The organism is Mycobacterium sp. NGS19 (assembly GCF_059813155.1).
Genome location: NZ_JCALEB010000005.1, coordinates 216813 through 239960 on the forward strand (window position 1 = coordinate 216813; position 23148 = coordinate 239960).

Sequence of the window (23148 nt, forward strand, 5' to 3'; positions counted from 1 at the left end):
CTTCTGGCGCCTCGCGGCGTTTGTTGTCGATTGATCTGCTGGATGAGGGTGAGCACGCGAGCCTGGATGAGTGGGCTAATCGTGCGGTGTTGACTCGTCCGGGGCCGCCGGCGCGGTCGATTCCGGAGGTGTTCGCCGAGTGGGTGGCGCGTGCCCCGGAGGCGGTGGCGGTCAGCGGCGGGGGTGTGTCGTTGACGTATCGCGAGTTGGATGAGGCGTCGAACCGGTTGGCGCATCTATTGGCCAGTCGCGGTGCTGGGCCTGGTCGGTCTGTGGCGTTGTTGATGTCGCGGTCGGCGCGGGCGGTGGTGTCGATTTTGGCGGTGCTCAAGACCGGGGCGGCGTATGTGCCGATCGATCCGGTGGTGCCGGATGCGCGTATCGAGTTCATGTTGGGTGATGCCGCTCCGGTGGCGGTGATCAGCACCGCGGAGTTGGCGCAGCGCCTGGATGGGTTCGGAGTTGCGGTGATCGATGCGCAGGACCCGCGCATCGATGCCGAGCCGGTGTCGGGGTTGGCGTTGGCGGCGCCTGATGATGTGGCGTATCTGATCTATACGTCGGGCACGACGGGTGTGCCCAAGGGTGTGGCGGTGACGCATCACAACGTCACGCAGTTGTTGGCGTCGCTGGACGCGGGTCTGCCCAGGCCGGGTGTGTGGGCGTTGTGTCATTCGTTGGCCTTCGACGTGTCGGTGTGGGAGATCTTCGGGGCGTTGCTGCGTGGTGGGCGGCTGGTGGTGGTGTCCGAGGTGGTGGCCGCCTCGCCGGAGGATTTCCACGATGTGCTGGTGGCCGAGCAGGTCAGCGTGTTGACGCAGACGCCGTCGGCGGTCTCAGCTTTGGACCCGCAGGGTTTGGAGTCGGTGGCGTTGGTGATGGCTGGTGAGGCCTGTCCGCCGGAGGTGGTGGATGCGTGGGCGGCTGGCCGGGTGATGGTCAACGCCTACGGCCCGACCGAGACGACGATGTGTGTGTCGATCAGTGCGCCGCTGAGGCCGGGTTCGGGCGCGCCGCCGATTGGTTCGCCGGTGCCGCAGGCGGCGTTGTTCGTGCTGGACAAGTGGCTGCGGCCGGCGCCGGCGGGGGTGGCCGGCGAGTTGTATGTGGCCGGTGCGGGGGTGGCCAACGGTTATGTGGGCCGCTCCGGGTTGACGGCGTCGCGGTTTGTGGCGTGCCCGTTCGGCGGTGCGGGGGCGCGGATGTATCGCACCGGGGATCGGGTGCGGTGGGGTAGTGACGGGCAGTTGCAGTATCTGGGCCGCACCGATGAGCAGGTCAAGATCCGCGGGTATCGCATCGAGCTGGGCGAGGTGCAGTCGGCGCTGGGGGCGTTGGACGGGGTCAAGCAGGCAGTGGTGATCGCCCGGGAGGACCGCCCGGGCGATAAGCGTCTGGTGGGTTATGTCACCGAGACGGTCAGCGGGGCGGTCGATGCGGTGGCGCTGCGCGCGCAGCTGGCGGAGCGGCTGCCCACCTATATGGTGCCGGCGGCGGTGGTGGTGTTGGAGTCGCTGCCGTTGACGGCCAACAACAAGCTCGACACGCGGGCGTTGCCGGCGCCGGAGTATGTGGATGGCGGTGGGGCGTATCGGGCACCGGGCACGCCCACCGAGGAGTTGTTGGCCCGCATCTTCGCCGAGGTGTTGGGGTTGGAGCGGGTCGGGGTGGACGACTCGTTTTTCGAGTTGGGCGGCGACAGCATCTTGTCGATGCAGGTGGTGTCGCGGGCGCGGGCGGCCGGTGTGGTGTGCAAGCCGCGGGATGTGTTCGTCGAGCAGACGGTGGCCAAGCTGGCGCGGGTGGTGCGCACCGCGGATGCGGCGGGGGTGGCCGATGAGGGCACCGGCGCGGTGCTGGCGACGCCGATCATTCGCTGGTTGCAGACGGTGCAGGGTCCGGTCGATCAGTTCAATCAGACGGTGGTGCTGCAGGCCCCGGCCGGGGTCGGTGAAGCCGACGTGGTGGTGGTGTTGCAGGCGTTGGTGGATCGGCATGCCACGCTGCGGCTGCGGGTCGATGACGACGGTGCCGGCGGGTGGGCGCTGTCGGTGCCGCCGGTGGGATCGGTGGATGCGGCTGGGTGCGTGCAGACCGTGGACGTGATCTCAGATGAGGCGTTGGTGGCGACGCGACAGCGGTTGAACCCGGCAGCGGGGGTGATGCTCAGCGCGTTGTGGGTGGCTTCGGTGCGTCAGTTGGTGGTGATGGTTCATCACCTGGCGGTCGACGGGGTGTCGTGGCGAATCCTGTTGGAAGACTTGAACATTGCGTGGGCGCAGCACCACAGTGGCCAGCCGATCGCGTTGCCGGCGGTGGGTACCTCGTTTGCCCGCTGGTCGAGGCTTTTGGCCGAGTATGCCGATGACCCGAAGGTGGTGGCGCAGGCCGAGGCGTGGCGGCAGGTTGCGGCCACCGCGCCGGTGGTGGCGCCCGTGGTGGCCGACCGCGACACCTATGCCAGCGCGGGGTCGTTGGCGGTGTCGCTGGACGCTGAGACGACGCGGATGGTGCTGGGTGAGGTGCCGGCGGCGTTTCACGCCGGGGTCAACGATGTGTTGTTGATCGCGTTCGGGTTGGCGTTGGCGGAGTTCTTCGGCACCGGCAGCGCGGCGGTGGGTATCGACGTGGAGGGCCACGGCCGCGCCGAGGAATTGTTCGACGACGTGGACCTGTCGCGCACGGTGGGTTGGTTCACCACGAAGTATCCGGTGGCGCTGCGTGCGGGCGGGGTGTCGTGGAGTCATGTGGTGGGCGGGGACGCCGCGTTGGGTGCGGTGGTCAAAGACGCCAAGGAGCAGCTGCGTGGGTTGCCCGACGGGCTGACCTACGGGCTGTTGCGTTACCTCAACCGCGAGGTCGAGTTGGGTGGGGCCGATCCGACGGTCGGGTTCAACTATCTGGGCCGGATGGGCGCCGCCGGTGCGGAATTGTCCGGGGACTTGTGGTTGATCAGCCAGGACGCGTTGGCGGCGACGGGTGCGGTGGCCGCGGTGCCGATGCCGTTGGCGCACACCCTGGAGCTCAATGCGGCCACGGTGGACACCGAAGCGGGCCCCACCCTCAACGCGACTTGGACGTGGGCGCCTGCGGTGCTCAGCGAGGCGCAGGTCAGCCGGTTGAGCGAGTTGTGGTTTGAGGCGCTGCGCGGGATCTGCGCGCACGTGCGCCACGGCGGCGGCGGGTTGACCCCTTCCGATATTGCGCCGGCTCGGCTTTCTCAGCGGCAGATCGACGAGCTGGCCGAGCAGTACCGCATCGCCGACATTTTGCCGTTGACCCCGCTGCAGCAGGGGTTGCTGTTTCACGCCAGCACCGCCGCGGCCGGTGGTGAGGTGGCCGACCTGTACACGTTGCAGCTCGATTTCACGGTGGCCGGTCCGTTGGATGCCGATCGGCTGCGCCAAGCAGTGCAGGTCGTGGTGGGGCGCCATCCGAACCTGGCGGCGCGGTTCTGCGAGCGCTTCGAGCAGCCGGTGCAGATCATCCCCGCTGATCCGGTGCCGGCATGGCGCTACGTCGATGTGGCCGAGGCGCCCGATGTCGAGCAGCAGACCAGCCAGCTGGTGGCCGCCGAGCGGGTCGCGGTGTGCGATCTGGCCCATCCGCCGGCGTTTCGTGCCGCCTTGGTGCGCACCGGCGCCGATCGGCACCGGTTCGTGCTGACCGTGCACCACATCGTGATGGACGGCTGGTCGATGCCGATCCTGCTGGCGGAGATCTTCGCCAGTTACTACGAGCAACCGCTGGGTGCGCCGGTGCCGTATCGGCGGTTCGTCACCTGGCTGGCCGAGCGTGACCTGGATGCCGCGCGTGCGGCATGGGCGCAGGTGCTGGCCGGGTTCGACACCCCGACCCTGGTGGCCCCCGGGGATCGGTTGGCCGTGGGTGAGCGGGGCGTACAAACGTTCGCCATCCCCGAGGACATCACCGCTGCGGTCGGGGAGTTGGCGCGCAGCCAGCACACCACCGCGAACACCGTGCTGCAGGCCGCGTGGGCGCTGCTGCTGTCGTCGCTGACCGGCCAGCACGACATCGCGTTCGGGCTCACGGTGTCGGGGCGCCCACCGGAGTTGGCCGGCGCGGACTCCATGGTGGGGTTGTTGATCAACACCGTGCCGGTGCGCGCCCTCATCGGTGTGCACACCAGCACCGTCGATCTGCTCGACCAGCTCAAGACCGCGCACCACCAGACGCTGGAACATCAGCATCTGGCGCTGCACGACATCCACCGCCTCACCGGAGTCGACCAGCTGTTCGACACGCTGTTCGTCTACGAGAACTACCCGATCGACACCGAAGCGCTGTCGGGGGCGGCCGGGCTGACCGTCACCGACATCAGCAACCATGAATCCACCCACTACCCGCTGTCGGTGGTCGCGGTGCCCGGCCGCGAGCTGGGGCTGCGCCTCGAATACGACAAAGACGTCTTCGATGAGCCCGCCGTCGCGGCGCTGATGACACGCCTGCAGCACCTGCTGGCGGCGATGACCGCCGACCCGGGCCAGCCGCTGTCGACCATCGATATGCTCGACCCCGCCGACCAGGCCCGCCTCCACGAGCTCGGCAACCGGGCGGTACTGACCCGGCCCGCACCCCAAACCCCTTCCATCCCAACGCTTTTCGCAGCGCAGGTGACCCGCGCCCCGCACGCCACCGCCGTCACCGACCAAGGCCAATCACTCACCTACGCCCAACTCGACGAAGCCTCGAACCGGTTGGCGCACAAGCTCATCAGCTACGGCGCCCGCCCGGGCCAGGGCGTGGCGCTGCTGATGCCGCGCTCCGCGCAGGCCATCGTGTCAATTCTGGCGGTGCTCAAAACCGGGGCTGCCTATCTGCCGATCGACCCGGCAGTGCCCGAGGCGCGCATCGCGGTGATCCTCGGCGACGCCAAGCCGGTCGCGGTGGTGAGCACCGCCGCTGTAGCGGCGGGGCTCGACGGCCTCCGCGGTGACGTGGCGATCGTCGATGTCGAGGATCCAGCCATCCAGACTCAGCCGAGCACCGCGTTGCCGGCCCCGGCCGCCGATGATCTGGCCTACCTGATCTACACCTCGGGCACCACCGGCACACCCAAGGGTGTGGCGCTGACCCACCGCAACGTGACGCATCTGCTGGAGTCGGTGGACGTCGGGCTGCCGCGTGATGGGGTGTGGTCGCAGTGGCATTCCTTGGCGTTCGACGTTTCGGTGTGGGAGATCTTCAACGCGCTGCTCGGCGGTGGGCGGCTGGTGGTGGTGCCCGAAGCAGTGGCCGCCTCACCCGAGGACTTCCACGCGCTGTTGGTGAGCGAGCAGGTCACGGTGCTCAACCAAACACCGTCGGCTGCGGCGGCGCTGTCGCCGCAGGGGTTGGAGTCGGTGGCGTTGGTGGTGGCCGGGGAGGCGTGCCCGCCCGAGCTGGTGGATCGCTGGGCGCCCGGGCGGTTGATGCTCAACGCCTACGGTCCCACCGAGACGTGGTACACGTCGTTCAGCGCGCCGCTGAGCCCGGGAACCGCGGTGGTGCCGATCGGCACGCCGGCACCCGGAGCGGCCTTCTTTGTGCTCGACAGCTGGTTGCGCCCGGTACCGACCGGCACGGTCGGCGAGCTGTATGTGGCCGGCCACGGCGTGGCCAGCGGCTATGTGCGCCGTGCCGGGTTGACCGCATCGCGGTTTGTGGCGTGCCCGTTCGGTGGGTCCGGGCAGCGGATGTATCGGACCGGGGATTTGGTGCGCTGGGGTGCCGACGGGCAGTTGCAGTATCTGGGCCGCGCTGACGAGCAGGTCAAGATCCGCGGCTATCGCATCGAACTGGGCGATGTGCAAGCCGTGCTGGCAAGCCTCGACGGGGTGGAGCAGGCCGCGGTCGTCGCCCGCGAGGACCGCCCCGGCGACAAGCGCCTCGTCGGCTACATCACCGGCACCGCAGATCCCGCCGCGGTGCGCGCCCAGCTGGGCGAGCGGCTGCCGGCCTACATGGTGCCCGCGGCGATCGTGGTGCTCGAGGCGCTGCCGTTGACCGTCAACGGCAAACTCGACAAGCGGGCGTTGCCGGCACCGGAGTATCAGAGCGGCCTCTACCGTGCACCGAGCAATCTCACCGAGGAGATGCTGGCCGGCATCTACGCCCAGGTGCTCGGTGTCGAACGGGTCGGGGTTGACGACTCCTTCTTCGAGTTGGGTGGCAACTCGCTGCTGGCCATGCGGGTGGTCGCCGCGATCAACAACGCATTCGACGCCGACGTGTCGGTGCGAGCATTGTTCGAGGCGCCCACCATCGCCGAGTTGGCCCCGCGTATCACGCAATCCGCCGGTGGGCTCGCGCCGTTGACGGCGGTGCAGCGCCCGGCGGTGGTGCCGTTGTCATTCGCACAGAACCGGTTGTGGTTTCTCGATCAGTTGCAGGGCCCATCGCCGGTCTACAACATGGCGGTCGCGCTGCAGCTGCGCGGCGCGCTCGATGTCGAGGCGTTGGGTGCGGCGCTGGCCGATGTGGTGGCCCGCCACGAGACGCTGCGCACCGTGTTCGTCGCCTCCGACGGTGTGCCCCAGCAGGTGGTCCTGCCCGCCGAGCAGGCCGATTTCGGTTGGCGGATCATCGATGCGGTCGGTTGGCCGGCCCAGCAGCTCGAGGACGCCATCGGCCAGCAGGTCCGCTACACGTTCGACCTCGGGACCGAAACCCCTTTGCGGGCAGCGCTTTTCCGTCTTGCCGACGAAGACTATGTGCTGGTGGCGGTGGTGCACCACATCGCCGCCGACGGCTGGTCGATCACCCCGCTGGTCAACGACTTGGGACAGGCATACCTGGCCCGCCACGAAGGAAGGGCACCGCAGTGGACGCCGTTGCCGGTGCAGTACATCGATTTCACGTTGTGGCAGCGGGCCCAGCTCGGCGATCTCGACGATCCCGACAGCCGCATCAACGCGCAGTTGGCCTTCTGGCAGGACGCGTTGGTCAACTTGCCGGAACGGCTGGCACTGCCTACCGACCGGCCGTATCCGGCGGTCGCCGATTACCGCGGGGCCAGCGTGGCGGTGGACTGGCCGGCCGAATTGCAGCAGCAGGTCGCCGAGGTGGCCCGCGAACACAATGCCACCACCTTCATGGTGGTGCAGGCGGCGTTGGTGGTCCTGCTGTCCAAGATCTGCGCCACTTCCGATGTAGCCGTTGGCTTTTCGATTGCCGGGCGCCGCGATCCCGCGCTGGACGATCTGGTCGGCTTCTTCGTCAACACCCTCGTGCTGCGCGTCGAGGTCGACGGTGACCCCACCGTCGCGCATGTGCTCGAGCAGGTACGCCAGCGCAGCCTGGCCGCCTACGAGCACCAGGACGTGCCGTTCGAAGTACTCGTCGAGCGGCTCAACCCGACACGATCCCTGAGTCATCACCCACTGATCCAGGTGTTGTTGGCCTGGCAGAACTTCACCGGTCAGGGCAACGCGGCGGTGCCTGACTTGGCATTGGGCGATGTGCAGGTAAGCCAGCTGCCGGTGCAAACCCGTGCCGCGAGAATGGATTTGGGGTTCTCCCTCGGTGAGCGCTGGAGAGCTACGGGTGAGCCCGCGGGCATCGGTGGGTCGGTGGAGTTCCGCACCGACGTGTTCGACGCGGCCAGCATCGAGGCGTTGATCGAGCGACTGCGGCGGGTGTTGGCGGCGATCACCGCTGATCCGGCGCGGCGGTTGTCGACGATCGATGTGCTCGATGAGCAGGAATATGCCCGGCTGGATGAGTTAGGTAACCGGGCGGTTCTGACCCGGCCGGCGCCGGCCGCGGCGACGATCACCGAGTTGTTCGCGGCTCAGGTCGCCCGCGTCGGCGACGCGACCGCGGTCACGTGTGGCGACCGGTCGCTGACGTATCGCGAGTTGGATGAGGCGTCGAATCGCTTGGCGCACACGCTCGTTGAATTGGGTGCGCGGCCCGGAAAATCTGTGGCGCTGTTGTTGCCGCGCTCGGCGCAGGCGGTGGTGTCGATTATGGCGGTGCTCAAGACCGGGGCGGCGTATCTGCCGATCGACTCGGCGGTGCCCCAGGCGCGCATCGCGGTGATAGTCGCCGATGCCGGCCCGGTCGCTGTCATCACCACCGCTGATTTGGCGCAACGGGTTGATGGCGATGTGGTGGTCGTCGATGTGGACGATCCGCGCATCGAGAGCTATCCGGGCACGGCACTGGCGGGTCCGGTCGCCGATGACATCGCCTACATCATCTACACCTCCGGCACCACCGGAGTGCCCAAGGGTGTGGCGATCACTCATCACAACGCCACGCGGTTTGTGGAGTCGGTGGCTTCGCGGTTGCCGCGTGATGGGGTGTGGACGCAGTGGCATTCGTTGGCCTTCGACGTGTCGGTGTGGGACATCTTCGGTGCGTTGCTCGGTGGCGGGCGGCTTGTGGTGGTGCCCGAGGAGGTGGCCGCCTCGCCGGAAGAGTTCCGCGCCTTGCTGATTCGCGAACGCGTCGATGTGCTCAGTGAGACTCCCTCGGCCGTCGGGGTGCTCTCGGCGGAGGGCTTGGAGTCCACGGCGTTGGTGGTGGCCGGGGAGGCGTGCCCCGTCGAGTTGGTGGATCGCTGGGCGGCCGACGGGCGGGTGATGATCAACGCTTACGGCCCGACGGAGGCCACGGTGTATGCGGCGATGAGTGCGCCGCTTTCGCCGGGGTCTGGTGTGGTGCCGATCGGTGCGCCCGTGCCGCAGGCGGCGTTGTTCGTGCTGGATCAGTGGTTGCATCCGGTGCCGACGGGTGTGGTGGGTGAGTTGTATGTGGCCGGGCACGGTGTGGGTGTGGGTTATGTGCGCCGTGCCGGGTTGACCGCGGGACGGTTTGTGGCGTGCCCGTTCGGGGCGCCCGGCCAACGGATGTATCGGACCGGGGATCTGGTGCGCTGGGGTGCTGATGGGCAGCTGCAGTATTTGGGCCGCGTCGACGAGCAGGTCAAGATTCGCGGCTATCGCATCGAGCTCGGCGACGTGCAGGCCGCCCTGGCCGAGGCCGACGGAGTGGAGCAAGCCGTCGTCGTCGCGCGCGAAGACCACCCGGGCGACAAGCGGCTGGTCGGCTACATCACCGGCACCGCAGATCCCGCCGCGGTGCGCGCCCAGTTGGGCGAGCGGCTGCCGGCCTACATGGTGCCCGCGGCGGTCGTCGTCTTGGAGAAGCTGCCGCTGACCCTCAACGGCAAACTCGACAAGCGGGCGTTGCCCGCCCCGGAATACCACGATGGCGCCAGCGCCTACCGCGCCCCGAGCACGCCCACCGAGGAAATCCTGGTCGAGCTCTACGCCCAAGTGCTCGGTGTCGAACGCGTCGGGGTGGATGACTCGTTCTTCGACCTCGGCGGAAACTCACTGTCGGCCATGCGCTTGATCGCCGCAATCAACAAAACCCTCGGCGCCCACGTCGCCGTCCGCACCCTGTTTGAAGCGCCGTCCGTTAGAGGCTTGAGCCAACAGCTCAACAGGGACCAGAACACGCTGGCAATTGCTCCTGTCGAGCTTTTTCAGGACGGAACGGGTGTTCCGTTGTGCTGTATCCATGACGGTCTCGGGCTCAGCTGGTCATATGCGTCATTAGGGCGTTATCTGAATTGCCCGATTATCGGGATCAACCAGGTCAATCGTGACGGCGAAGCTGACCCACGATCAATCAACGCCATGGCGGCTCGCTACGCGGACAGGCTACGAGCGGTGCACCCTTCGCCCGCATACAAGCTTCTTGGGTGGTCGTTCGGAGGTGTGGTGGCGCACGCACTTGCCGTTGAGCTGCAACGCCGGGGATGCACGGTCGAACGTCTGGTTCTGCTCGACCCGTCTTTCACGGGCAAACGGATCATGGCAGGGAACCAAGCCGTTGATCAGAGTCGAATTCTGGAACACATCTTGCGAAGTAACGGCATCGCGATCCCGAAGGATGTCCGACCTCTCACTTACGAGAAAGCACAGCAACTACTCTCGGAGCAGGCAGCACTCGAATCCGCACTTCCGCCCCGTCACTTGGTGGAGTTCATGGTCAACAACCTGAAAGCGAATCAACGCTATCTGCTCAGGCACAGACCGCCTCGGTTCGACGGTGACATCGTGATCTTTTCCGCATCGCGCATCCCTAGGGTGAGTGCGAGGTTCCCAGAGCTGCGAGCCAGACTCGCGATGCGTGCCCATCTGCACAGGTGGCGGCGGCATGTTGCCGACGAGATCACGACATACTCTGTCGACTGCACACATTACGAGTTGCTCAGCCCCACAACGCTGACGATGTACGGGGAACAACTCAAACGCGCATTAGAGGCCTAGCGATCGAGCTCAACCCACAAGGGCGAAGGCATTGGCGCTCGATAGGTGGGTCGGGTCTTGCGTACTAGCGGGCTGCTGCCGGAGCGGCACTCACGCTTCGGTGGTCAAAGCTTGCTGATGCCTTGAAGCACTAGGGACACTCCGACCAATAGGCAGATACCAAGAACAATGCGGCTACGGTTCGCCAGCACCCAGTCGTGTACTCGGCGCAGTACTGCTTCTGTTCTTACCGGTGCGATCAGGTATCCGACGAGGATCAGTTCGGCAACCGCATACATCACAAGAGCGAATGCGATTGCGCCGGCGACCTGTGTGCCTATCGCAACTCCGGAGGAGGCGATCAACGCAACGACAAAGAGAGTGCCGTCCAACGGCATGGTCCAAAAGCCGATGAAGAACGCAATCCACAGAGAGCCGTTCTCCCAGGCGTTGCGGGCGCGGCCGAGCAACCGCCGCATAGCAGATGCCCCGTCCAGCGTCTCGTCTTGCGGGCGGCCAAGAATCCGCAGGATCGGAATCTGCCGGTGCGATTCCAGAGTCAGGGTAGAAATGTTGGCTGCATGTGCCGGTACGGTTGTGCGCTGAGCGGCAAGGAAACGCACGATGAGCAGCGCGGTGATCACCAGCGTCACAGATCCCAGGCCGATCTGAATGTGGGGCACAATCGAGCCCTTAGCGGGACTCGACAAATACTGCTCAAACGAGCGAAATGTCGGCATGAAATGCAGCAACATCAGTGGTACAAGCGAGTCGAACAGGCAGACCGTCATGCTGCCCAGCCAGTAGGCGAGCAGGTTCTGCACAGGACGCGGGCGAGAAATCATCAGGAGCACCAGGCCGAGTCGTACTGGATTGAGCGCGGCAAGGCATGCGAACCCCAGCACGGAACCCCACATGTTTAGCACCCTACCGTGTCCGAGGAACCCTTTTGCTGTTTTGGGGCGGGCAGGCGGTTCCCGGCCTGGAGCGGCGGCGGTTCGTGGAGATGGTGAGCGCGGGGCTGGAGCAGCGTATTGGCGCCCGCAGAACCGCACAAGCCGGTGCGGGTGCTGTCGTTGGGTTCGTTTAGCGCTGCCGCGATGAAAGACGCTGTTCGACCAATTGGTACAAAGGCACAGCTAGAACACCTGTAACACCGATCAGCACTGTGTGGCTGCGCCATGTGTGCGGCATGAGCGGCATAAAGGCGGCAACAACACTTGTTGCGGCCTCAATTGAGTCGTACCCTGCACGGACTAGCTTAGGTGCGCCCCTCGCAATAGGCAGAGGTCAACGCTCGCCCTGTGGTGAGTGACCTTTGCTGAAGGTTGAGCCAGAGAGCCGACGCAGCCGCTGCGACACCTACCCGAACCAGGGGGTGTCATTCGCAAACCAGTCGGCCATCGCCACGGTTCACCCCGTTGAGAACACAGCCACACAGGCCCTGCCAACCAATGGCGCCAAGAATGGCCGGTAGTACAAAAAATTACGTTCAAAACTAACCGAACCATCGTTTCCTCCTGCCATACTCCCGTGTATGACAGCAAATGCACGTGTTGCTGGCCGATCGACCGGAAAGTTCCGGGAAAAGGCGGTGACATTGATTCAGAAGGGCATGACCCGCACCCAGAAGTACATCTATCCCATCGTCACCCGCCGGTACGCCGGAGACGACATCTTGTTCATCAACTACGGGTACGAAGAAGACCCGCCCATAAATCTGCCGCTCGATCCTGCCGACGAGCGCAACCGGTACGCGATCCAGATGTACTACGCCACGGCAACGCAGGTCGACATCTCTGGCAAGCGGGTGCTGGAGGTCGGTTGCGGCCACGGGGGAGGCGCCTCGTTCATCATGCGAACCCTGCACCCGGCCTCGTACACGGGCCTCGACCTGAATCCGGCCGGCATCGAGTTCTGTCGGCGGAAACATCAAATCGAGGGCCTCGACTTCGTCCAGGGCGACGCCCAGAACCTGCCGTTCCCCGACGAATCGTTCGACGCGGTCATCAACATCGAATCCTCACAGCACTATCCCGACTTCCCTCGTTTTCTCGCCGAGGTGGCCCGCGTGCTGAAACCCGGTGGGCACCTGCTCTACACCGATGCCCGCGGACCCGTAGGCCTTCCCACTTGGGAGGCCGACCTGGCGGCCGCGCCGCTGCGGATCGTCTCGCAACGAGATATCAGCACCGAGGTCGCGCGCGCCATGGAACGAAACTGGCAGCAGGCGCAGGACGACGTCGACAAGCGGCTGCCGAAGCTTGTCCGCCCCATCAGCCACTCAATGCACCGCAAGATCTACGAAGGCTTCAAGACCGGCCAAACCCCGTACCGCATGTACTGCCTGGCCAAGGACTGAGCAGGCGGTTATCTCGCCGCAGGCGAGAATCCGCATCTGCTCACCCGGTTTTCGCGGGCGCAAGCTTCTCGCACAGTTGCCCCGCCAAGTCCCGAATCGTCGTCGACATGTCGGTGGCACTGATGCGCACGCCCGTCTCGGTCTCGATGCGGGTACGTAGCTCCAGCGCGCCCAGTGAGTCCATCCCGTACTCCGCGAGCGGACGGTCCGGGTCGATGCTGCGACGCAGGATCAGGCTCACCTGATCGGAGATCAAACGCCGCAGCCGGGTCGGCCACTCGTCGAGAGGCAGCTCGTCCAGCTCAGCGCGCAGTTTGCTTGTGCCCGAACCTTTTTGGCCGGTGTCGCGGAACGCCTCGGCGAACGGGCTCTGCGCAGCGAACGCCGCCAACCACGGCGCGTCGGTGATCGGCGCATACCCGGTGTAGGCGCGCTCGTGGCGCAACAGCGTTTCGAACGCGTACGCACCCTCGTCGGGCGTGATCGCCGTACCCATTCCCTCGGCCAGCGCCGTGCCTGCCCCGATCTGGCCCCAGGCGCCCCACGCGATCGCGGTGGCCGGAAGACCTCGAGCCCGCCGCCACAACGTGAAAGCGTCCAGCCAGCTGTTGGCCGCCGCGTACGCGCCCTGTCCCGGGGAGCCCACCAGTGCGGCCGCCGAGGAGAATGCACAGAACCAGTCCAACGGCTGGTCGGCGGTGGCGGTGTGCAGATTCCAGGCACCGTACACCTTTGGCGCCCAGTCTCTTTCGACCAGCTCGTCGGTGATGTTGGCCAGGGTGGCGTCCTCGATCACCGCGGCTGCGTGCAGCACGCCCCGCAGCGGAAGACCCGTGTCCGTCGCCACCGACACCAAGCGCTCCGCCGTCGCCGGTTCGGCGATATCGCCGCACTCCACCACCACGTCAGAGCCCATCGAGCGGATCATGTCGATGGTCTCCTGCGTCTTCTCATCCGGCTGGGAACGCGACGACAGCACGATCCGACCGGCACCGCCCGAGGCCATCTTCTCGGCGAGGAACAAACCCAAGCCACCCAAGCCGCCGGTGACGATGTAGGAACCGTCGGTGCGGAACACCGGAACCTGCTCCGGCGGCACCACAACGGTGCTCTGCCCCGAACGCGGAATGTCCAGGATCAGCTTCCCGGTGTGCTGGGCGCCGCTCATCATCCGAATCGCGGTGGCGGCGTCGGCAAGCGGATAGTGCGTGGTCTCCGGCATCGGCAGCTTGCCCTCCGCAGTGAGCTCATACACCGTCTTGAGCAGCTCCCGCACCCGATCGGGATGGCTCACCGACATCAACGCCAGGTCGACGGCATAGAACGACAGATTGCGCCGGAACGGGAACAAGCCCAACCGGCTGTCGCCGTAGATGTCGCGCTTACCGATCTCGATGAATCGCCCACCGAATGCCAGCAGCTCCAGGCCCGCGCGCTGGGCGGCACCGGTCACCGAGTTCAGCACGATGTCCACGCCGTACCCGTCGGTGTCGCGGCGGATCCCGTCGGCGAACTCGAGGCTTCGCGAATCGTAGACATGCTCGATTCCCATGTCCCGCAGCAACTGTCGACGCTGTTCGCTGCCGGCGGTGGCGAAGATCTCTGCACCGGCGGCGCGTGCAATCGCAATCGCCGCCTTGCCCACACCGCCGGTGGCGGAATGGATCAGCACCTTGTCGCCGGCCCTGATGCGGGCCATATCGTTCAGCCCGTACCAGGCCGTGGCGGTCGCGATCGTCAGCGCAGCCGCCTCAGCGTCGCCCAGACCGTCCGGCAGAGTGACGGCGAGGTTCGCGTCGCACGTGATGAACGTGCCCCAGCAGCCGTTGGCGGACAGACCGCCGACGCGGTCACCGACCTTGTGGTCGGTCACGTCGGGCCCGACCGCCGTCACGACTCCGGCGAAGTCGATGCCAAGCTGTGGCAGACGACCGTCGAAAGCGGGGTAACGGCCGAACGCCACCAGCACGTCGGCGAAGTTGATGCTCGACGCGGTGACCGCAACTTCGATCTCACCCGACCCGGGCGGAACGCGGTCGCAGGCCACGAGTTCCAGCGATTCCAAGTCACCCGGCGTGCGGATCTGCAGCCGCATCCCGTCGCGTTCGTTGTCGGCGACCGCCGTCTTACGCTCCTCCGGGGACAGAGGAGTGGGGTACAGCCGCGCGGTGAACCACTCACCGCCACGCCAGGCGGTCTCGTCTTCTTCAGACTCGCTGATCAGCTGGTGCGCCAGTTGCTCGGCGTCGCTCTCGTCGTCCAGGTCGATCTGAGTGGGACGCAAGTGCGCCTGCTCGGTGCCCATCACCCGGATCAACCCGCGCAGTCCCGCCTGCTCGAGGTTGGGCTGCTCGCCGGGCAGCACAGCTTGGGCATTTCGGGTAACGACGAACAAGCGGGGCGGCTCACCTGCAATCTCCGGCAGTTCACGCATGATGCGCACCAGATGCTGCACATATTCACGCCCGAGTGAAGGCGATTCACCGTCTGCGTCGCCGTTCTTCGGTCCGGTGAGCACCACCACCCCGGTGAAGCCGCCGCCACGCAGATGCGCCGCGAGTTGCTCGGTGTTGGCGCCGTGGTCGGCATGCAACGGCCAGCACATCGACGTGCATTGCGCCCCAAGGTTTTTCAGCGCATCGGTCAAGGCGGTGGCCACCTGGTCGGTGTTGACGGTGCTGATCAGCAACCACGATCCGGCCTCGGCGTGCTCGATCTCCGGCAGCTGACGGTGCTGCCATTCGGTGGTCAGCAACCGCTCGGCGAGCACCCGGTCACGGCGGCCCTCCTCGGACACCGAGGTACCCAAGCGCAGCCCCTGCACCGACAGCAGCACGGCGCCGTGTTCGTCGAGCACGTCGATGTCGGCCTCGATACCGGAAGCGTCCGCCTTCGTCACCCGCGTGCAGCAGTAGTGCGCGTTGCGGGCAGCGGTGTAGGACCGCAGCCGGCGAATTCCCAACGGCAAGCCCAGCACCCCTTCACCCAACGCGCGAACCGCCGGATGCGCCTCGACCGACTGGAAGCAGGCATCCAGGAGCGCGGGGTGCACGGTGTAGGCGTCTTGCTGCGAGCGGATCTGGCGCGGCAGAGCGACCTCGGCGAGCACCACGTCGGTCTGGTCGTCGCCGGTGTGGACCGCACCCAGACCGCTGAACGCCTGGCCGTATTGCATACCCCGCTCGTCCATGCGCCGGCGGACCTCGTCGCCGTCTTCGCGTTCGGGGTTCTTCGCGAGCAGAGCAGCGATGTCGTGCGCAGGAGGCTGCTGGTCTTCGGCGACCGTCAGGGTCGCGCTGGCCTGCCGCGCAGTCTCCCCACCCTGGCTTGTCTCCACCGTGAACTCGACGACACCGGGTGCCGACGATGACGCCGACGCGCCGACGGTGGTCTGCTCGTCGAGCAGCAGCGCCTGCTCGAAACGGATGTCGCGAACCTCGGACGACTCGCCCAGCACCGCTCGTGCGGCCTCCAGCGCCATCTCGCAGTAGGCGGCGCCCGGCAGCACGGCCACGTTGCGAATCTGGTGATCGCCCAGCCACGGATGGGCAGCGGTACCGACTTCGCCTTGCCAGACGTGCCGTTCCGGTTCCTCCTGCAAGCGCACATGCGCACCGAGCAGCGGGTGGACCGTCAACGTGTAAGCGCCGTGCATCGGGGCGTCCTGCCCGCCACCGGTCAACCACAGGTGGCGATGCGTCCAGCTGGGCAGCGGCGCGTCCACCAGGCGACCCGTCGGATACAGCACGGAGAAGTCGACCTGAGCGCCTGCGCTGTGCAGGTCGGCGACGACGCCACGCAGCCCGTGCGGCATGTTTTGTTCGCGGCGCATACTCGCCACCGCAGCCAACGGCACGTCGACGCTGCGAGCGATCTGGTCAAGCGCGCGGGTGAGCAGCGGGTGCGGAGACACTTCCGCGAACACGCGATAGCCGTCCTCGAGCGCGGCCTGCACTGCCGTGGCGAACCGCACCATGCGGCGCACATTGTCGGCCCAGTAGCCGGCATCGAACACCGGCTCTTCGCGGGGGTCGAACAGCGTCGCCGAGTAGAACGGGACCTCAGGCTTGCGCGGCTGCAGATCCTTCAGGGCGTCGGTCAGGTCGCCGAGGATCGGGTCAACCTGTGGCGAGTGGAACGCGACGTCGGTCGGAACCTCGCGGGCCATCACGTCGCGCTGCTCCCACACCGCGATCATCTCGCGGACCTTCTGCGCGTCACCTGCGATCACTGTGGACTGCGGCGAGGCCACCACCGCCACCACCACGTCGTTGATGCCGCGGGCCATCAGCTCTGAAAGGACCTGTTGTGCAGGCAATTCCACCGACGCCGTCGCACCGTTGCCGGCGATGCGGTTCATCATCCGGGACCGGCGGCAGATGACCCGCAACCCGTCTTCCAGCGACAGCGCGCCCGCCGCGACGGCCGCCGCGGCCTCACCGAGGGAATGCCCGATCACCGCACCCGGCCGCACCCCGTATGACTTCAAGGTCTCGGCCATGGCGATCTGCATGGTGAACAGGGTCGGCTGAATGCGCTCTTGGCCGGTCACCACCTCTGGTGACGTCATCGCCTCGGTCACCGAGAACCCGGACTCGCTGGCGATCACCGGCTCGGCCTTGGCGACGGTCGCGGCGAACACCGGCTCCGTCGCAAGCAGCTGTGCCCCCATCGACTTCCATTGCGAGCCTTGGCCGGAGAACACCCACACCGGGCCGCGATCGTCGTGCCCGACCGCGGGCTCATACGGCGCGTCTCCCTCGGCGACCTCCCGCAGGACCTCGACGAGCTCGGCTTGACTGCTCGCTATCACGCCGGTGCGCACCGGGCGGTGTACGCGGCGGCGCGACAGCGTGTAGCCGAGATCCGGCAACGAAACATCGTGCGTCTGAACCCAATTGGCGAGCCGGCCGGCGGTGCGGCGCAGCTCGCCGGCCGAGGTGGACGACAACGGGAACAGCAAAGAATGGGCGGACGGCTGGGTCTGCGGTGCCTGCGCAGCGGTGTCGGCCGTCTCCGGGGCCTGCTCCACGATCGCGTGCACATTGGTGCCCGAGATGCCGTACGCCGACACGGCCGCGCGCCGCGGCCCCTGGCCGTTCGTCGGCCACGGCGTATTCTCCTGCGGCACAAAAAGATTCGTTTCAATCTTCGCCATCTTGTCAGGCAGGCGATTGAAGTGGAGGTTCTGCGGGACCACTCCGTGCTGCAGGGCGAGCACGGCCTTCATCAGTCCTAGGGCGCCGGAGGCTGACTGGGTATGCCCGAAATTCGTCTTGGAAGAGGCCAGGGCGCAGGGCCCGTCGACCCCGTATACCTCGGCGAGGCTGGCGTATTCGACGGGGTCGCCGGTGGGTGTTCCGGTGCCGTGCGCCTCCACCATGCCGACACTGGCCGGGTCCACGTCCGCCGCAGCCAACGCCTCCCGGTAGGCCGCGACCTGGGCGGCCCGCGACGGGGTTGCGATGTTCACCGTGCGCCCGTCCTGGTTGGCCGCAGTGCCGCGGATCACGGCCAGGATCCGGTCGCCGTCGCGCTGCGCATCCGCCAAGCGCTTGAGCAGCATGACGACGCAGCCCTCGCCGCCCACGAACCCGTCGGCGTCGACGTCGAACGCGTGGCAACGGCCGGTGGGCGACAACATGCCCTCGGCCGAGCCGGCCGACCACTTCCGTGGGTCCAGCGCCAGCGTCACACCACCGGCGAGCGCGAGGTTGCTCTCGCCTTCGTGCAGGCTGCGGCAGGCCAGGTGCACCGCGGTCAGGCCCGACGAGCAGGCGGTGTCGACCGTGAGCGCGGGGCCGTGCAGCCCGAGGACATAGGCGATCCGCCCGGACGCCAAGCTGAAGCTGTTGCCGGTGAAGCCGTAGGGCTGCTCGACGGCGTTGGCGTCGGCGGCCAGCAGCTGGTAGTCGCCGTGAGTGAGCCCCACGAACACGCCGGTGAGCGAGTCGGCCATCCGCTCGCGGGTGAGTCCCGCGTGTTCCATGGCCTCCCATGAGGTTTCCAATAAGATCCGGTGCTGCGGATCGGCGGCGGTGGCTTCGCGCTCGTTGATGCCGAAGAAGTCGGCGTCGAAACCGGCGACGTCGTCGAGGAAGGCGCCCCACTTGGAGACGGACCGACCGGGCACCCCCGGTTCGGGGTCGTAGAAGTCGTCGGCGTCCCACCGGTCGGCCGGGATCTCGGTGACCAGATCCTCGCCGCGCAGCAACGCGTCCCACAGCTTGTCAGGGGAGTCGATACCGCCGGGCAGCCGGCAGGCCATGCCGATCACGGCGATCGGAGTGACCGGTGTGGTGCCCACCGTCGTCGACGTTACGGCTGACTCCGAGCCCGACGAATCATGCCCGGTCCCGACCGAAGCCATGTGCCCTCCTCATAGCAAACATTGCGTTGCCCTTGCCCCCGCCAGGCTCGATATCCCCGCCCGCGCAAGATGGCCAAGATACCCGCGTCGCGATGGTCCCTTGCTCACCTCAGCGGCTTCGGGCGCGCCTCAGCAGGCAGTCACAACCGCCCACGTTAATTTCGCGCATGCCGAGTTGTCCCGAAATCCACCGAATCCGTCCCGGAAGTGACACTAGCAAAATCCCGTCGCGGTGTTTGCTGGACGGCGGTTTGTCGCGGCTACACGGTGCGGGCTAGGCGCTGCGCGAGCAGGCTGGCGAACTTCGCCGGGTCTTCGGGGATATCGCCTTCGGCGAGAAGCGCTGTGCCGTAGAGCAACTCCGCCGTCTCGGCCAGCTCCGACTGGTCACCGCCCGACTTGTGCGCCTCGTGCAAACCGGTCACCAGCGGATGGTTCGGGTTGAGTTCCAGGATTCGCTTGCCGACGGGCACCGACTGGCCGGATGCGCGGTACATGCGTGCCAGCGCCGGGGTGATGCCGAAGGTCGGAGTGATCAGACATGCCGGTGACTCCGTCAGCCGGGACGACAACCGCACTTCGGACACGTGTTCGCTCAGGGTCTCTTTCAGCCACGTCAGCAGGTCGGCGAACTCGCGCTGCTGCTCTTGGCGCTCGGCCTCGTAAGCCGCCTTCTCCTCCTCGGAGTCGAGGTCCACCTCGCCCTTGGCCACCGACTGCAGCGGCTTGCCGTCGAACTCGGGCACCGACCCCACCCACAGTTCGTCGACCGGGTCGGTCAGCAGCAACACCTCATAGCCCTTGGCCTTGAACGCTTCGAGGTGCGGCGATTTCAGCAGCTGCTCGCGCGACAGCCCGGTGGCGTAGAAGATCTGCGTCTGGCCGTCCTTCATCCGCTCTACGTATTCGGCCAGCGTGGTCAATTCCTCGTCGCTGTGCGTCGAGGCGAACGACGAGATGCGCAGCAGCGTGTCGCGGTTGTCGACGTCGGACATCAGGCCTTCTTTGACGACTGCGCCGAACTGCGTCCAGAACGTGCGGTAGTCATCCGGCCGCTCCGCCTGCATGTGCTGAATGGTCGACAACACCTTCTTGGTCAGTCGCCGACGGATAGCCGTCACCTGCCGGTCCTGCTGCAGGATCTCCCGAGAAACGTTGAGCGACATGTCTTCTGCGTCGACCACGCCCTTGACGAAGCGCAGGTATCTCGGCATGAGCTGGTCACAGTCAGCTATGACGAACACGCGCTTGACGTAGAGCTGCACCCCGATCTTGGCGTCTCGGGTGAACAGGTCGAACGGGGCGTGCGACGGAATGAAGAGGAGTGCCTGGTACTCGAAGGTGCCCTCGCCCTTCATCGCGATGATCTCGAGCGGTTCGTCCCACGCGTGCGCGATGTGCTTGTAGAACTCCTTGTACTCCTCGTCGGAGACCTCGTCTTTGGACTTGGCCCACAACGCCTTCATCGAGTTCAGCGTCTGCGTTTCGACGGTGACGGTCTCTTCGCCGCCCTCCTCGGTGGCCGGGCTGCGCCGCTCGACCTGCATACGGATCGGCCAGGAGATGAAGTCCGAGTACTTCTTCACCAGCTCCCGGATCTTCCACTCCGCGGTGTAGTCGTGCAGCTGGTCTTCTTTGTCTTCGGGCTTGAGGTACAGCGTGACCGACGTGCCCTGCGGCGCGTCCTCGACCGATTGGATGGTGTAGGTGCCGTCCCCGCTGGACACCCACCGGGTGGCTTCGCTTTCCCCGGCCTTGCGGGTGAGCAGCTCCACTTTGTCGGCCACCATGAACGTCGAGTAGAAGCCGATGCCGAACTGACCGATCAATTCCGCTGAGGCGCTGGCATTTTGGGCCTCGCGCAGCCGCTGGCGCACTTCGGCGGTGCCCGACTTGGCCAGGGTGCCGATCAGGTCCACCACCTCCGCGCGCGTCATACCGATGCCGTTGTCGCGAACGGTGAGCGTGCGCGGATCCTTGCCTACCTCGATCTCGATGTGGAGGTCGGAGGTGTCGACGTCGAGGTCTTTGTTCCGCAGCGCTTCAAGACGAAGTTTGTCCAGCGCGTCGGAGGCGTTGGAGATCAACTCGCGAAGAAAAGAATCCTTGTCGGAGTAGACCGAGTGCACCAATAAATCCAGCAGTTGGCGTGCCTCGGCCTGAAACTCCAATTGCTCGGCGTGTGCAGGCATGCGATTCCCCCAACAGAAGTGTCGGTACCGCAACGAATAATACCGAGCGTCATCGATCGGCGGGACGCCGCCCGAACCGCGGCTGCTCCCATGCCGCCGCGTACGCACCCAGGACGTCCTGGGCGCTGGGGTGACCGCAACAAGGTAGCCAACTCGACTTTGCTGCCGGTTCCCGAGTGCGCCGGCAACGCCCACTGTAACCTGATACGCGTGACACAGACTTCCCTTACTGACGTGCTGCGCGAGCGCGCCAGTCTGCAGCCCAACGAGAAGGCGTTCACGTACATCGACTACGACCAGGACTGGGAAGGCGTTGCCCAAACCCTGACCTGGTCGCAGCTGTATCGGCGTGTGCTGAACGTGGCGCGGGCGCTCGACGAGCACGGATCGCCTGGTGACAGGGTGCTGATCCTGGCACCTCAGGGCTTGGAGTACATCGTTTCGTTCTTCGGTGCGCTGCAGGCCGGCCAGATCGCGGTTCCGCTCGCCGTTCCGCTGGGCGGCGCCGCTGACGACCGTGTCGACTCCGTGATGCAGGACGCGTCGCCATCGGTGGTGCTCACCACGTCGTCAGTCGCGGGAATCGTCACCGAACACCTCAAGGCGCAAGGCGGTCAATCCGTTCCGGCGGTCATCGAGGTGGATTTGCTAGATCTCGACGGGCCGCCAGGGTCGAGTTCCCGCAGAGCTGACTACCCGGAGACCGCCTATTTGCAGTACACCTCCGGGTCCACCCGTTCGCCCGCCGGCGTCATGATGTCGCACAGAAATGTGCTGGCGAATTTCGAGCAAGTGATGTCCGACTACTTCGGCCATTACGGAAAAATTGCGCCGCCGGATACCACCATTGTGTCGTGGCTGCCGTTCTACCACGACATGGGTTTGTATTTGGGAGTCTGCGGGCCAGTGCTCTCCGGAATTCACGCGGTGCTCACCAGCCCGGTGGCCTTCTTGCAGAGGCCGGCGCGATGGATTCAACTGCTCGCCCGCAACAGCAAGGCCTACACGGCCGCACCGAACTTCGCGTTCGAGCTCGCGGCCAAGAAGACCTCCGACGACGACATGGCCGGCCTCGACCTGAGCGACGTGCTCGTCATCGCCACCGGCAGTGAGCGGGTACACCCGGCCACGCTTCGGCGTTTCACTCAGCGGTTCTCCCGCTTCAACCTGCCCGAGGCCGCGATCCGGCCGTCGTACGGTCTGGCTGAGGCGACGGTGTATGTCGCCACGCGCGACGCCACCCAGCCACCGGCCATCGTGCGGTTCGACACCGAGAAGCTGACCGCCGGCAACGCCCAGCGCAGCGAAAACAGCGGTGGCACACCGCTTGTCAGCTACGGGGTGCCGCGCTCGCCGATGGTCCGCATCGTCGATCCGGACAAGCACACCGAGTGTGCGGCCGGAACCGTCGGCGAAATCTGGGTGTACGGCGACAACGTCGCCTTGGGCTACTGGGGCAAGCCGCAGGAGACCGAGAACACCTTCCGCGGGAACATCGTCGCTCCGTCGGCCGGCACCCCGGAGGGTCCGTGGCTGCGCACCGGCGACTCGGGTTTCATCTTCGAAGACGAGTTGTTCGTCATCGGCCGGATCAAAGACCTGTTAATTGTCTACGGCCGCAACCACTCTCCGGACGACATCGAGGCGACCATCCAGGAGATCACCCGCGGCCGCTGCGCGGCGATCGCGGTCCCCGACAGTCACACCGAAAAGCTCGTCGTGATCATCGAGGCCAAGAAGCGAGGGGAGACACCCGATCAGGTCGCCGAGCAGCTCGACTCGATCAAGCGGGAAGTCACGTCGGCGATCTCGAACTCCCACGGCCTTGCCGTCGCGGATCTGGTCCTCGTGGCGCCGGGCTCGATTCCGATCACCACCAGCGGCAAGGTGCGGCGGGCCACCTGCGTCGAGCATTACCGGCACGGTCAGTTCGAGCGCCTGGACGCATAGCCTGTTTGC

At 66.3% G+C, this 23148-nt stretch carries 6 protein-coding genes; 3 read left to right on the forward strand and 3 right to left on the reverse strand.

Annotated elements, in window-relative coordinates:
• Positions 1-23: 23 nt before the first annotated feature.
• Positions 24-10286: an amino acid adenylation domain-containing protein gene (locus AC5Y4N_RS16580; protein ID WP_499910104.1), complete on the forward strand. Its 10263-nt coding sequence runs from the start codon at positions 24-26 to the stop codon at positions 10284-10286.
• Between the two features lie 104 nt (positions 10287-10390).
• Here the strand turns inward: AC5Y4N_RS16580 and AC5Y4N_RS16585 are convergent, their stop codons facing one another.
• Positions 10391-11182: a GAP family protein gene (locus AC5Y4N_RS16585; RefSeq protein ID WP_499909888.1), complete on the reverse strand. Its 792-nt coding sequence runs from the start codon at positions 11180-11182 to the stop codon at positions 10391-10393.
• Between the two features lie 698 nt (positions 11183-11880).
• Here AC5Y4N_RS16585 and AC5Y4N_RS16590 point away from each other — a divergent pair.
• A complete protein-coding gene (locus AC5Y4N_RS16590) occupies positions 11881-12627 on the forward strand; it encodes a phthiotriol/phenolphthiotriol dimycocerosates methyltransferase (protein WP_499910106.1) in 747 nt (248 codons plus the stop codon).
• Between the two features lie 40 nt (positions 12628-12667).
• On the opposite strand, the gene pks2 is transcribed toward AC5Y4N_RS16590, so the two are convergent.
• Both pks2 and htpG read right to left on the reverse strand, forming a co-directional pair.
• Entirely contained in the window at positions 12668-18997 is a 6330-nt protein-coding gene (gene pks2, locus AC5Y4N_RS16595; RefSeq protein WP_499909889.1) for a sulfolipid-1 biosynthesis phthioceranic/hydroxyphthioceranic acid synthase, read from the reverse strand.
• Positions 18998-19257: 260 nt separating this feature from the next.
• Positions 19258-21189, reverse strand: coding sequence for a molecular chaperone HtpG (gene htpG / locus AC5Y4N_RS16600; protein WP_499909890.1), 1932 nt, complete (start codon positions 21187-21189; stop codon positions 19258-19260).
• A 210-nt stretch (positions 21190-21399) separates the two neighbouring features.
• Here htpG and AC5Y4N_RS16605 point away from each other — a divergent pair, with 210 nt between their 5' ends.
• On the forward strand, positions 21400-23139 hold the full coding sequence (locus AC5Y4N_RS16605; protein ID WP_499909892.1) for an AMP-binding protein: 1740 nt from the start codon (positions 21400-21402) through the stop codon (positions 23137-23139).
• The last annotated feature ends 9 nt before the right edge of the window (positions 23140-23148 follow it).

Excerpts from the sequence above, each read along its gene's own strand:
- AC5Y4N_RS16585 (WP_499909888.1), bottom strand. The coding sequence starts at position 11,182 with ATGTGGGGTTCCGTGCTGGGGTTCGCATGCCTTGCCGCGCTCAATCCA.
- AC5Y4N_RS16590 (WP_499910106.1), top strand. The coding sequence starts at position 11,881 with ATGACCCGCACCCAGAAGTACATCTATCCCATCGTCACCCGCCGGTAC.
- pks2 (WP_499909889.1), bottom strand. The coding sequence starts at position 18,997 with ATGGCTTCGGTCGGGACCGGGCATGATTCGTCGGGCTCGGAGTCAGCC.
- htpG (WP_499909890.1), bottom strand. The coding sequence starts at position 21,189 with ATGCCTGCACACGCCGAGCAATTGGAGTTTCAGGCCGAGGCACGCCAA.